The sequence below is a fragment of the Clostridium putrefaciens genome (genome assembly GCF_900461105.1).
GTDB lineage: Bacteria > Bacillota > Clostridia > Clostridiales > Clostridiaceae > Clostridium_L > Clostridium_L putrefaciens.
Map to the genome: position 1 here is coordinate 246,930 of NZ_UFWZ01000001.1, position 13,302 is coordinate 260,231.

Consider the following 13,302-nt stretch of genomic DNA (forward strand, 5'->3'; position numbering starts at 1 on the left):
AATAATTGTATTAAGATTAAAGATTACAGTAAAGTGAGATAAAATATGAGGTATAAATTTAGAGGAAAGTCCTTTGGTAATAGACTTTTTAAAGCTTTTATGATTATAGTTTTAGTACCAATTATAATAATGTCTATATTTTATTATAAAAATTTAAAAAAGTTTAGCCAAACTAAGGTAAACAATAGTGTTACTGAAAGCTTAGAATCTACAAGTAAGCTTATAGATTCAACCATCCTAAGTTTTATCAAGATTACCAATTACATGTCATACAATGAGGATGTGCAATCTATTTTAAAAACAAAGGAATATGATAGCTACGATGAAAGGTTTAAAGACATACAAACCATGTATAAAATCTCCAATGGAGTATTAGCAACTCAAAGTTTTGATGTACCTATTCATATTGTGGATTTAAATAGGAAAAGCAGATTTAGCACAACAGAATATAATGTGCCAATTTATGAAGATTCAAGAGGAAACTTTTTTCGGATAATGGATAAAAGTGAAGGAAAAGAACTGTCCTTTATACATAGAAGAGTGGATGGAATGGATAGTAAGGATATAGTTATGGCTATAGGAAAGCAGGTTACAAGCAAGGAGGAAGGCGGACCTTTAGGGTATATAATATCCGATGTTTATGATGATTATTTTACAGAAATATTTAAAAATACAAATTTATATGACGAGAATAACATATATGTAGTGGATAAATCAGGATACATAATTACAGATAAAAGATATAAAAATAGAACGGGATTTAAGTTTCATGAAGAGTATTTAAAGGATATATTAGAAAAGGATAAGGGCGCTATAGATGTGAAGGTAGAGGGGGTGGCTTTTAAAGCATACTTCACTACAACTAAACATACAGGAATAAAGATCATAGAGATGATACCTAAAAGGATTCTATATAATGAAAGATATGTAGCTATTTCCACGTTTACAATAGTTATAGTAATTATTTTAATTATGTCGATAATGGGCTCTTATATATTATCAAAAAGCATATCGAGACCTATAAATGAACTTTCAAGGCTAATGAAGAAGGTAGAGTCTGGTGACAGGGATGTTAATTTCCATATTGAAACAGAAGATGAGATAGGACAGCTAGGGAAAAGCTTTAATGATATGGTGAGGGAAATAAATAGACTAATAAAAGAAGTGTACGAAAAACAGTATTTAGTGCAGCAATCAGAATTTAAGGCCTTAAAAGCACAGGTTAATCCTCACTTTTTGTATAATACACTAGAGTCAATTCATTGGATGGCAAAATTAGAAGATTATAAGGGAGTTACAGGTATGGTGGTATCTTTAGGTAAACTTTTACGATATAGCACAAGTAAGGTTAGTGATATAGTTAAGGTAAGAGAAGAAATAGATCAGATAGAAAATTACCTGAACATTCAAGAAATAAGATATGGAGATAAATTTGAAGTAAAAGTAAATATAGAAGAAGAAGTTTATGATAAATATATGCTAAGATTCTTGCTACAGCCTATAGTGGAGAATTCTATTACTCATGGATTAGAACAAAAGATAGGGAAGGGTATAATAGAGATAAGGGGCTCAATTAGAGATAATATTATATGTTTTGAGATATTAGATAATGGTGTAGGTTTTGGGAATAGTAAGTCTAAAGGTGAAGGAATAGGAATGGATAATGTTAATAATAGGGTAAAGATACATTATGGAGAAGCCTATGGACTAATTGTAGAAGAAAAGGATGGCTTTACCTTTGTTAAAATATTAATACCGGATACGGATGAGAGTAACAATACGATTAACAGAGGTGAAAAGCTTGTTTAAGGTTTTGATAGTAGATGATGAATATCTTGCAAGAGAGGGAATGAAAAAAACTATAGACTGGAACATTTTAGGTTGCAAGGTTTGTGGAGAGGCTTCTAATGGCATAGAAGCTATAGAGTATTCTAAAAATTTCAAACCTGATATAATAATTACAGATATAAATATGCCTGGAATTAGTGGGCTTGATATGGCTTTTAAAGTAAGGGAACTCCTACCAGACTGCAAGTTTATAATAATCACTGGCTATGATGAGTTTCAATATGCAAAAGAAGCCATAAAGCTAAAAGCTGTAGATTTCATATTAAAACCTATAGATGAAGATGAACTTATAGAGGCTATAAAACGATCCACAAAAGAGTTAAATAAGCTTAGTTTAAATAGGGCCTTAGAACAAGAAAGATTACTTTTAGATGCTATGAGAGGTAGATTTTCAGATAAAGAGTCAATGGTAGACGGCTTAAGGGAAGCTAAAATAGACTTAAATACTATAAGAATCATAAGCATAGAAAATGATATCTACAATGAACGCATGGAAGAAGACTCAATGGATAAGTCTTACATGCAAAATAAAGGCATAAGGGAATTAATATATAAACATTTTAAATCTAAATATTACGTTATAGACTGCCACTTTTATAGAGTAGCTATAGTACTTGAAGATAATGAAGATAATGAAGATAATGAAGATAAGGGTAGCTTAGAAGAGATGCTAAACAATTTTACTAAAGAGGTAAATGAGATTTTAAATATTACCGTAACCCTTGGAGTATCTGATAAGAAACCTTTAAGAAATATAAAAGAAAGTTACAGTGAGAGTAAAGAGGCTATAAACCATAAGCTTTATCTTGGAAAAAATAAGATAATATATTTTGAAAGTATATTTAAAAGTGATTCTCATATAACTTTAGATTTCACTAAAGAAAAAAGAGAGATGAATTTATTAATAAAGGCAAAAGATAAAAAAAGGATTCAAGATAAATTAAAATCCATATTTACTAGATTTAAAATTTATAAATCAGAAGAAGATTTTATAAGAGGGGTAAGTATTGAAATAATATTAGAAGCTTTTTCAGTGGTAAAAACTTATGATACATATAGTAAAGGTGAGGAATTAGAAGAAGCTAATATATACAAATATGCTGCAAAGCTAAATACCTTAGATGAGTTATATGAGTTTGTGTATTCCTATCTTATAAAGGTTTTGAATATCTTAAGAGAAAGAGATGCAGCAGCTGAAGAAACAGGTATAGAAAAGGCTGTAGAATTTATAGATCATCACTACAAAGAGGATATTTCATTAAAGGATGTGGCAAATTATGCTTATTTAAGTGAAAGTTATCTTAGTAGAAAGATGAAAAAGGTTTTAGGTATAGGTTTTAGTGAATACATAACTAGACTTAGAATGGAAAAAGCCATAGAACTTTTAAGAGAGCCAAATACTAAGGTGGCAAAGGTAGCACTTGAAGTAGGATACCCAGATTATAGATACTTTTCTCAGTCCTTTAAAAAATATACAGGTTACTCACCTAGTGAATTTATAAAAGATAAAAAAGAAGAATATTAGAAAGTACCATTAGTTATTGGAATCTATTATTAAATATATAATAGATTAGCTTTATTTTACGAGTCAATGTATAATTATTAATAACAATACAAAAAGATAAATAAGAAAATAAATTAAAGGTGGGCCTAAATGAGAAATTTAAAAATGACTATAGAATATGATGGAACGAGATATAAAGGATGGCAGAAACAAAAAGACGATATTTTAACTGTGCAAGACAAAATAGAGACTGTATTATCTAAAATGACAGGTGAAGATGTTCAAGTAGTAGGTTGTGGAAGAACAGATTCAGGAGTACATGCTGAAAATTACATAGCTAATTTCCATACTGAAAGTGCTCTTACTGTAGATGCTATGCTAGATTACTTGTATGAATATTTACCTGAAGATATAGTAGTAAAAACTATGAAGGACACAGGAGAAAGATTTCATGCAAGATATAATGTAAAGTCAAAAACCTACGTATATACAATAAATAATAATAAATTTAGAAGTGTATTCAATAAAAAGTATGTCTATCATACTAATGATAAGCTTAACTTAGATGATATGAAAGAGGCATCTAAGGTTCTAGTTGGAACTCATGACTTTCAAAGCTTTACTAGCCTAAAACCAAATACTAAGCCTACTGTTAGAACCATAAATTATATAAACATAACAGAAAACCAAGGTATTATAGAAATACATGTTAATGGAAATGGATTCTTATTAAATATGGTAAGAATTATTACAGGAACTCTTTTAGATGTAGGTAGAGGAAAAGTTAAGATTACAGAAGTAGAAACTATCTTAGCTGAAAAGAAAAAGAGAGAAGCAGGTCCAATGGCTCAGGCTAAGGGATTATGCCTTAAGGATGTCCAATATTAATCAAGGATAAATTATATAATAATAGTCCTTTAATTAAGCATATATTTTAAGAAAAACGTTATTTAAAGTTTAAAAGTCCACCTCTAGGTATTTAACTTAGAGGTGGACTTTTTAGTGTAAAGACATGGAGAAGATTTGCAAATATACTTGTTTAAGCAATCTCTTATATATATAATGGGGTATATGGTGTAATGTTCATAATACTAGATTTATAAAAGATAAGTTACAATTAAAGATACTAATTTAATTTAATGGGGTGAAGTATATGGATATAGTAAGCGGATTGGTTCTCTTTTGTATTATTGGAGTAAACTTGTACTATTTAATGGAGATAAAAGATTTAATTATTCCAACAAAGAAAAACATAGGAGAAATTATATCTACAGTAATAGGCACTATAGTTATAATTAGTATTACTTATTTCTACGCTAAAACATGGATTCATATCATAATAGGGGGTTTAGGAGCAATGTCACTGGTTCTAACTTTAGCAAGAAAGGGAATTACCTCTAAAGGCTTTAGATCCGTACGAGGACTTGGAAACTACGGAAACTGGGACAAACTTCTAGAGGTGCGAGTATCAAAGGAAAAGGATATAAGGGTAGGATTTATACACAAGAACCTAAATGAAGATATTCACCATTACAAAAAAGAGGATTATGATAGAATCATTACTTTGTTTAGGGAGAACTTACCTAATGAAATAGTCAAGATCAAGTGATTCTTAGACTCAGGTGGAGTTTGCTTATAAGGAATACATCTCTCCATCAAAGACTAGAAGAACTTATCCAGGGGTGTAGCAGCCGTCATCCGCCACCTTGAAGAGGATAGGGGTGTTACGGATGGTAGCCATCCGATAGATGTTATTAGAGTGATTTTACAATTAAATGTACTTATAATTTAAAGAGACTGAATTTATATAGAAGGTTAACTATATACTCAGTCTAATATTTTTACCTAAAATTTTAGGTAGCTTTCCCCTCCATAGATAGAGGGTTTTTTCTATATAAAATAATAAAAACCGCTAATAATAAAAGACCTAAAAGGGTTAGGAATAGTGGGTTCCCCAAAATAGGCATATATTCTTCTAGAACTGATAGTATAATACTTAAAGTATTAGCTATAATATGAGTAAAAATCACAGCATATAAAGACTTTGTTTTAATGTATATAAGTCCTAGTAGTATTCCAAAAAACAACGCATTAAACATTTGAGGTAGATTACCATGGATTAGGCTAAAAAGTAGTGAGGAAAATAATATAGCCTTAGCTGGACTGTATTTTTTTAAAAGACCATTTAAAATAATGCCTCTAAATAGAATTTCTTCAATAATAGGACCAATTAAAGTAATCTCTAACACTAAGAGGTAAGGATTCGTTTGTGAAGCAATTTCTTTAATGTAATGTAACATCTTTGATTTAGAAGCTAAATAATTCATAATTGGATTAAAAGATACTAAGGTTATTAGTCTAAATGAAATAGTTAATAATAATATCATTAATAAACAGGATAACGTAATACTTCTAGTATAATTTACATCTACTGATCTTTTATCATCAGAATTAGGTTTAAAATATATTTTAAGTAATAAAATTATAACTATTATATTTGTTATTATTTTGGAAAAGAGATATGTCCATTGTTCTCCAATAAACAATCCTATAATGGATGAAGAGACTATATTTAAAATAACCATTAAAATAAATTGTAATATACAAAGCGATACTGAAGAAATAAAATCCATAGGCTTAGATTCTATGGAACCATTTAGGTATTGTTTGATAATTTTCATAAGATCACCACTTTCATGAAGAAATTTTCAATATAGTATTTAAAAGTAATATTTAACAGTATTATATCATGGAAGTTATTTAAAATATAGGATACATATAGATTTATAATGGAATGGTGTAACATAAATGGTAGTGAATCGTTTGTTAAGTGAAGGGGGAGGAGGCTGGTGTGGGAAATGATGAACTAGAGTGTTTATATAATAAATATCATATAGAATTATATCTTTATGCCCTTTCACTTTGTAAAGATAAGACTTTAGCTGAGGATTTAGTAAGTGAAACATTTTTTAAGGCTTTATTAGCCCTTGAGGACAGCAGAGAATATGTTAAGTATTGGTTATTTAGAGTATGCAAAAATTTATACCTAGATTATGAAAAGAAAGAAAAATCTTTAGAACAAATTGAACCACATATGAATAAGCTTTTTATAGAAGAGAGTACCTTAGATAAAATTTTGATAAATGAACAGAGAAGAGAAGTTTACTATGAAGTTTTAAAGTTGAAATCTTCTTATAAGGAGATAATTACATTGTATTACTATTGCAGCTTAAGCCTACGAGAAGTAGCAGTTATAATGAGGCTTTCTGAAGGGGCATCTAGAACTTTATTGTATAGGGCAAGAAAAAAGCTAAAGGAAGGTTTAAAGGAGGAATAAAAGTGGACTTCAAAGACTTATTGAATAAATATAAAGAGGGAAATGCATCAGCTGAACAAATTAAGTTTGTAGAAGAAGAATTAAGTAAATATGAATTAATTCAAGAGTATTTATGTGAAGGTTATGATATAAGATTTGAAAAAGATACTTTTAAGGAAGATGTTTTAAAAGGAAATGTTAGAGAAGAGACGGCCTTAGTTAAAAGAAGTGTGAATAAAAGGCTTAAAAAAGTTATAGCAACGTCTGTTTCTATTGTTTTTTTAATTTTATTTACTATATTTTATTTAATTTCTCCTATTTTAAATAACTTTTACTACAACCCATCTGAAAAGACAGTAGGAAGATACAATCAAAATTTATATTTTGATTTAAAGGCTTTTACAGAGTTAAATTTACCTGGATATACATTGAATAATGCATATTCTGAGAGTTCAGGTTTTGGTGCATATAATATATATTTTCAAAGAAGAAACCTATTTACGGGTGATGTAAAAAGTATTAATGCTAAAATTAAAAGAAACGTTAGAATAAGAAGCTTTGAAGACCTTTTTGAAACAAGCTATTTAGGGTTTGCTTGTATTAGGCAACCAGGTACTAATGAAAATGAATTTTTAAAAGGACAAAAGGATAGAGTTATAAATCATATTGATGAATTAAACCCTGTTTCTTATATTTCAGCCTATATAACTTTTGAAAATGATTTAACGATGAAGGGGTTTGATGAATTAAATAAAAAGTATAATAATAAAATGAGTTTTAAATGGGTAGGTGTTCGTACTGTAGGGGAAGGTGATCCTATTGATTATTTATCGGGATTTATTCCAGGACCCAACGACCAATCTGTTACTAATGACAGTGCTGATAAAGATAAGTACCCAGCTTTGCAGTTAGTGGATATAATGATGGATGAAAACAATGATAATAATTATAATATGGAAGTGGCATATACTAAACATTTTATTTCATTACTAAAGTATATGATAGATAGAGAAAAGGCAGTTAAAGTATTAGACGAAAATAATAATAAGATGGAGTATTATAAAGATACATTGAATTATGTTGAAAACAATGGAGTAAATACCTACGGAGTTTTAGTTTGCGGCGAAGCAAGAGACTTATTAGAATTTATAAATAATGAAAAAGTAAAAACTATAGAAATAGATAATGTATCGCCCTCAAAAAAATATATACATTAAATAAAATTTAAGTATATAGGTCTGATTTTATTTTTAAAGAGGCTGTCATATAAATTTTATGACAGCCTCAAAAAGCATTTGCAAATAATATTATTCTAAATTAAATATTTCAATGCTTCTATCTAATATACCTGTTAGATATGCTAGGATTATTCCGTAATTTGTTATGGGTACATTCTTTTCTTTGCATAGCATTATTTTTGAATTCATGGCTTTTTTATTTACCATGCAAGCTCCGCAGTGAATTATTAAATCATATTTTTCTAGATCTTCTGGGAAGTCTGTTGCCATTTTAAAGTCGTAGTTTAAATCTTTATTTAGTAATTTATTGAGCATAGTTGGTATTTTAACCCTGCCTATGTCTTCGTGGGAATAGTTGTGGCTACAGCTTTCGGATATTAATATTTTCGAGGATTCATCTAGTGACTTTATTTTGTCTGTCCCTTTAATAAACGTTTTTATATTTCCTTTTTGATTAGCAAGTAGTATGGAAAAGCTTGTGAGCTTTATGTGATTTGGAACTATTTGGCTCACCTTTTTAAAGGCTCCAGAGTCTGTCACTACTAAATCTACATCTTTTATATCAAGAAGGGCAGATTCAAGTTCAGTATCTCGTACCACATAACTTTTTATTCCGTGGTCTAGGCAGTCGCGAAGTAGCTGAACTTGTGGTAGTATAAGCCTTCCTTTAGGGGCCTCTGAATCTATTGGAACTACCATAATAATTTTACTATTAGGCATAAGTAAATTGCCTAAAATGGTTTCTTCATTTAGTTTAGTATTTAAGGATTCAATAATTTTATCCTTTAGATTTAAGATGCTATACATATTCTTTGAGGAAACAAGCACAGGGTTTTTTATATGTTTTTCTATTTTTAATATTTGGTCTTCACTTATAGAGTCTATTTTATTTATAACTACCATATGAGGGATGTTATATTTATTAACTTTTTCTATAGTTTTTTCATACAAATCATAATCCATATCCGTTGCATCCATAACATATATTGCAAAGTCTGTACTAGACAAGGTTTTAAAGGTTTTTTCCATTCTTAAATCTCCAAGAGGGGAGGTGTCCAAAAGGCCTGCAGTGTCTGTAAATAAAACAGGACCTAAAGGGGTTAGCTCCATAGCTTTAGTAACGGGGTCTGTGGTAGTCCCTTCAAATGGGGAAACAATGGATATTCCATGTCCTATTAGAGCGTTCATTAAAGAAGACTTTCCTGCATTGGTTTTACCTAAAAAGGTTATGTGTATTCTATTTGAATTTGGTGTAGTATCCAATATTATAACCTCCTAGAAGAATAGATCTCTTTCTCCATTTTTTATTTTTTCTAAGTTTTTAATTAATGTATTTTTTATATCTTCATTTTTAACATTGTTTAATTCTTTTTTTATTAAGTTTTCTCCCTTTTCTCTTAGCTCTGCATCGCCATAGTCTTCTATAAATTCTTGGAATGTCATTATAGCATTTGGCTGGCACATATTTTGGATTTCACCGGTTTTTGCTATGCTCATAAACTTCTCTCCAACTCTGCCGCTTCTATAACAAGCAGTACAATAGCTTGGAATGTGTCCGTGGTTTACGATAGCTTTTAGTATTTCTAAAGGACTTCTACCATCTTCTATTGAGAATTGATTGATATCCTTTGTGCCTTCTTCATGCTCCTTATATCCACCAACCCCTGTGCAAGAGCCAGCACTTACTTGTGTAACACCATATTCTATAGCACCTTTTCTCATTTCAGCAGACTCTCTTGTAGATAAAATAAGCCCTGTAAATGGTACTGCGATTCTTAATATTGCAACTATCTTCTTAAAATCTTCGTCATCTACTAGGTTAGGGAATAATTCAAGATCCATACCCTCAGCCTTTTTAAGTCTTGGCATAGATATGGTATGAAAACCTACCCCAAATTCTTTTTCAAGATGAGCATTATGAATCATTAAGGCTAAAACTTCAAACTTATAAGGGGCAAGACCAAAAAGCACGCCAGCTCCTACATCATCAATACCAGCTTCCATAGCCCTATCAAAGGATGTTAAGTGATATTCATAGTTACCCTTTAAGCATTTAGGATGCATGCTTTCATAGGTAGGTTTATGATAAGTTTCTTGGAACAGTATATAGGTTCCAATTTCAGCTTTCTTTAATTTTCTATAGTTTTCTACAGTAGTAGCTGCTATATTAACATTAATTCGTCTTATAGCTCCATTAGAATTTTGTGTAGAATAGATGGTTTTTATACTTTCTGTAATATAGTCTATATCGCAGTTTACTGGATCTTCACCTGCCTCTAGTGCAAGTCTTTTGTGGCCCATTTTTTCGAGTACCATAACTTCATTTTTTATTTCCTCTTGTGTGAGTCTTCTTCTATTGAATTCATTACATTTTTTATATCCACAGTAAACGCAATTATTTACACAATAATCACTTATATAAAGTGGAGCAAATATAACTATTCTATTTCCGTATATATCTTTTTTTATGTCTCCTGCAACTTTGAACATTTTACTTAAAAGGGTTTCATCTTTTATTTGAAGTAGTATAGCTATATCCTCATGATTTAGCTTTTCCTTCCTACAGGCCTTGTCTAAAACTTCTTGTATATCGGAGATTGTAGCATTTTTTGCATTATTAAGTAGTGTTTCTATATATTCATGATCTATAAACATTTAAATATCCTCCCTTATAATCTCTAGTGTATAAGGTATTGTAAGCTCCTTATCATAGCTATTTGTGCACAGACTACACATAAGTAAAGTAGTGGATAATTTTTTAGGGGTAAAGAGTATTTTAACCTAGTTATTTTCTTTTCCAAAGGGTGTTATCACCTCGGGATAAATCTAAAGAAAAACCTGCATTTATAATTCTATTTTCTATGCAATTTCTACATTCAGCAGCTTCGTCCCCTGTACAAATTTTATTATCATAGAGCATGTACTTAGCCCTAGCTGTGGTAGGGGATAGGTTTGGCATTACTACATTAGCCCCAGCTTTTAATCCTTGCTCTCTTCCCATTGGACTTATGGTACCTAATGCAGTGGTTGCTGGAAGTAAAACCTCTGGAAGAAGCAATCGTACAATAGAAAGTAAGGTGGTAGTAGTTTCTACGGTTCCTGAAGGTTTATTTTTAAATATGGTATCCTTATGTGGGATGAAGGGTCCAAGTCCTACCATATGTGGCTGTAACTCTTTTAAAAACAATAAGTCTGCTACAAAATCTTCATTTTTTTGGCCTGGGATACCTACCATGAATCCAGCCCCAACTTGGTAGCCTATGTCTTTTAAGTTTTTTAAACATTGAATTCTAGTTTCAAGTTCCATGCCTACATGAATTTTTTTGTATAATTCTTTTGAAGCTGTTTCGTGTCTTAAAAGATATCTGTCTGCTCCAGCATCATAATATCTTTTATATGAATCATAACTTTTTTCACCTACAGAAAGTGTAACTGCGCAGTCCTTATAATTTGTTTTTATAGCTTTTATTATTTGAACTAACTTTTCATCGTTATAATAAGGATCTTCCCCACCTTGAAGTACGAAGGTTCTGTACCCAAGAGTGTATCCAGAATTACAACAATCTAAAATTTCCTCTAAAGAAAGCCTGTACCTTGTTGCATTTGCATTGCCACCACGGATGCCACAGTAAAGACAGTTATTTTTGCAGTAATTAGTAAATTCTATAAGACCTCTCATATATACCTTATTGCCATAATGATTAAGTCTTGTTTCATGAGCTTTAGAAACTAAATACTTTTTACTTTCTACATCTATATTGTTAAGAAGATATAATAAGCTTTCAGAACTAAGGTTATTTTTTCCATATAATTCGTCTATTATTTCTTTTAAATTTACATCTAGATCTTTAGTTATATTTAAGGGTTTATTTATATCTAGGTTTTTATTTATAGTATTTACATGAGTTTTATTATTCGTATGCATAATTATATCTCTTTCTTTGATATAGAAGTTTTGATATAAACATTATCTATATTTCCAAGCTTACCGGTAAGGCTATTTATTTCATCTAATTCACCTACCACAGTGATAGAAATCACAGAAATCCCATGCTCATCAAAGGGTATACCCATTCTTCCTTTTATAATGCCTTTAAAGCTAGAAATAATTTCATTAAATTTTTGTTGGCAGCTATTTGGATCCTCTAAAATAGCACTAATAACAGCAATTTTACTCATAAAAATCCTCCCTTGTATTGAGATATCTAGAAAATAAAAAAACTTCCCTAAAAAAGGGAAGTGCATTAACACGCATAGGATTTTAGGTTAAAGCTGAAGTTTTAATTTCCATCTAACCACCTAAATGTTATTTCCCTTTCAGATCAGACTATTCTTTACTGTTAGGTAATGTAGTATGGCATATAGATTTTGTCTTTTTAAATTTCAGTGATTTAATATTTTAATTTTCTAGGTGCCACAGACAAATGATAAAAGAATTAACTTAAATTATTTGAAATGTACATATAAATTTTACTTTAAGGAAAGGGCTTTGTCAATGAATCTATAAAGTAAGCAGAGATTTCGCATTAAAATCCCAGTGAAAATTTTACTCTTTTATCATGCAAAACTTTTCTTTGTAATTTCCAATAAAAATCCAAATGCATAATAACATAAGAATCTTAATATTGCAAATAAATAAAACAATACAATAATTCTAGTGTTGCAATGTAAAGAAATAAATGGTAATGTTAACTAATTGACACTACCATGAACCAATAATACATAAATCTTTAAAAATGTGTCAGTTTATATAATAGATCTGAGAATGTTAGTGCATTTATGCATTAATAAATAAATGAAATTCCCTATGTATGTAGATTTTGATATAACTCCTTATTGTAATATAAACTGTAGTTTTTGCTATGCAGAAGCAGAAGAATCTAATAATAAAGGAATTGATTTGTTGAATTTGAAAGAATTTGATAGGATATTTCAAGAGTTTGATGATATTGGGATAATGAGAGTAGGTTTTGAAGGGGGAGAACCTTTTTTAAGAAAAGATTGGTATGATATTTTTAAATTAGCTGATGAGCATTATTTTAATTATTTCATTAATACAAATGCTACTCTTATAGATTCAGCAGTTGCGAAAAAGATTAAAGAAATTAATGTTGATAAAATATGTGTGAGCTTAGATGGTTCTAATTCACACATACACGATTTATCTAGAGGTAAAAATGGAACCTTTGGATTGATAATTAGAGGGATACAAAACTTGGTTAAAGAAAATATTTCATTGGATGGAGTAATTACTTTAAGCAAATATAATAAAGATGATATTGTTAATATCCTTGATTTGATGAAAAGTTTAGGCATTAATATAGATTAATAAATAATTTCTGCCAAGAATTTTATTACAGACCGAATTTAGTTTCATAAGAAAATACAAAGTAAAT

At 29.8% G+C, this 13,302-nt stretch carries 12 protein-coding genes; 7 read left to right on the forward strand and 5 right to left on the reverse strand.

Going from position 1 to position 13,302, the window contains the following annotated elements:
* The first annotated feature begins 45 nt into the window (after positions 1 to 45).
* The 4 genes from DY168_RS01190 to DY168_RS01205 all read left to right on the forward strand — a co-directional run bounded on the left by DY168_RS01190 (position 46) and on the right by DY168_RS01205 (position 4,961).
* A complete protein-coding gene (locus DY168_RS01190; RefSeq protein ID WP_115640105.1) occupies positions 46 to 1,809 on the forward strand; it encodes a sensor histidine kinase in 1,764 nt (587 codons plus the stop codon).
* The gene (locus tag DY168_RS01195; protein ID WP_172556224.1) at positions 1,802 to 3,373 is read left to right on the forward strand and encodes a response regulator; all 1,572 of its coding nucleotides are present in this window, start codon (positions 1,802 to 1,804) and stop codon (positions 3,371 to 3,373) included. The genes DY168_RS01190 and DY168_RS01195 overlap by 8 nt, the downstream gene beginning before the upstream one ends.
* Before the next feature lie 129 nt (positions 3,374 to 3,502).
* A complete protein-coding gene (truA, locus tag DY168_RS01200) occupies positions 3,503 to 4,240 on the forward strand; it encodes a tRNA pseudouridine(38-40) synthase TruA (RefSeq protein WP_172556225.1) in 738 nt (245 codons plus the stop codon).
* A gap of 265 nt (positions 4,241 to 4,505) precedes the next feature.
* The gene (locus DY168_RS01205) at positions 4,506 to 4,961 is read left to right on the forward strand and encodes a hypothetical protein (RefSeq protein ID WP_115640107.1); all 456 of its coding nucleotides are present in this window, start codon (positions 4,506 to 4,508) and stop codon (positions 4,959 to 4,961) included.
* A gap of 244 nt (positions 4,962 to 5,205) precedes the next feature.
* Here the strand turns inward: DY168_RS01205 and DY168_RS01210 are convergent, their stop codons facing one another.
* Positions 5,206 to 6,033 (reverse strand): CPBP family intramembrane glutamic endopeptidase, encoded by an 828-nt coding sequence (locus DY168_RS01210; protein ID WP_115640108.1) that lies wholly within the window; start codon positions 6,031 to 6,033, stop codon positions 5,206 to 5,208.
* Between the two features lie 170 nt (positions 6,034 to 6,203).
* On the opposite strand from DY168_RS01210, the gene DY168_RS01215 reads away from it, so the two are divergent.
* Both DY168_RS01215 and DY168_RS01220 read left to right on the forward strand, forming a co-directional pair.
* The gene (locus tag DY168_RS01215) at positions 6,204 to 6,689 is read left to right on the forward strand and encodes an RNA polymerase sigma factor (RefSeq protein ID WP_115640109.1); all 486 of its coding nucleotides are present in this window, start codon (positions 6,204 to 6,206) and stop codon (positions 6,687 to 6,689) included.
* 2 nt (positions 6,690 to 6,691) lie between these two features.
* Positions 6,692 to 7,885: an anti sigma factor C-terminal domain-containing protein gene (locus tag DY168_RS01220; protein WP_172556226.1), complete on the forward strand. Its 1,194-nt coding sequence runs from the start codon at positions 6,692 to 6,694 to the stop codon at positions 7,883 to 7,885.
* Between the two features lie 90 nt (positions 7,886 to 7,975).
* Here the strand turns inward: DY168_RS01220 and hydF are convergent, their stop codons facing one another.
* From hydF to DY168_RS01240, 4 genes are all read right to left on the reverse strand, one after another.
* A complete protein-coding gene (gene hydF, locus DY168_RS01225; RefSeq protein WP_115640111.1) occupies positions 7,976 to 9,169 on the reverse strand; it encodes a [FeFe] hydrogenase H-cluster maturation GTPase HydF in 1,194 nt (397 codons plus the stop codon).
* Between the two features lie 12 nt (positions 9,170 to 9,181).
* Positions 9,182 to 10,561: a [FeFe] hydrogenase H-cluster radical SAM maturase HydG gene (hydG, locus tag DY168_RS01230; RefSeq protein WP_115640112.1), complete on the reverse strand. Its 1,380-nt coding sequence runs from the start codon at positions 10,559 to 10,561 to the stop codon at positions 9,182 to 9,184.
* A 130-nt stretch (positions 10,562 to 10,691) separates the two neighbouring features.
* Positions 10,692 to 11,831 carry a [FeFe] hydrogenase H-cluster radical SAM maturase HydE gene (hydE, locus tag DY168_RS01235; protein ID WP_115640113.1) on the reverse strand — a complete coding sequence of 380 codons (1,140 nt, stop codon included), beginning with the start codon at positions 11,829 to 11,831 and terminating at the stop codon, positions 10,692 to 10,694.
* A 2-nt stretch (positions 11,832 to 11,833) separates the two neighbouring features.
* On the reverse strand, positions 11,834 to 12,085 hold the full coding sequence (locus DY168_RS01240; protein WP_029452001.1) for a TM1266 family iron-only hydrogenase system putative regulator: 252 nt from the start codon (positions 12,083 to 12,085) through the stop codon (positions 11,834 to 11,836).
* Positions 12,086 to 12,713: 628 nt separating this feature from the next.
* Here DY168_RS01240 and DY168_RS01245 point away from each other — a divergent pair.
* Positions 12,714 to 13,235, forward strand: coding sequence for a radical SAM protein (locus DY168_RS01245; RefSeq protein ID WP_172556227.1), 522 nt, complete (start codon positions 12,714 to 12,716; stop codon positions 13,233 to 13,235).
* The last annotated feature ends 67 nt before the right edge of the window (positions 13,236 to 13,302 follow it).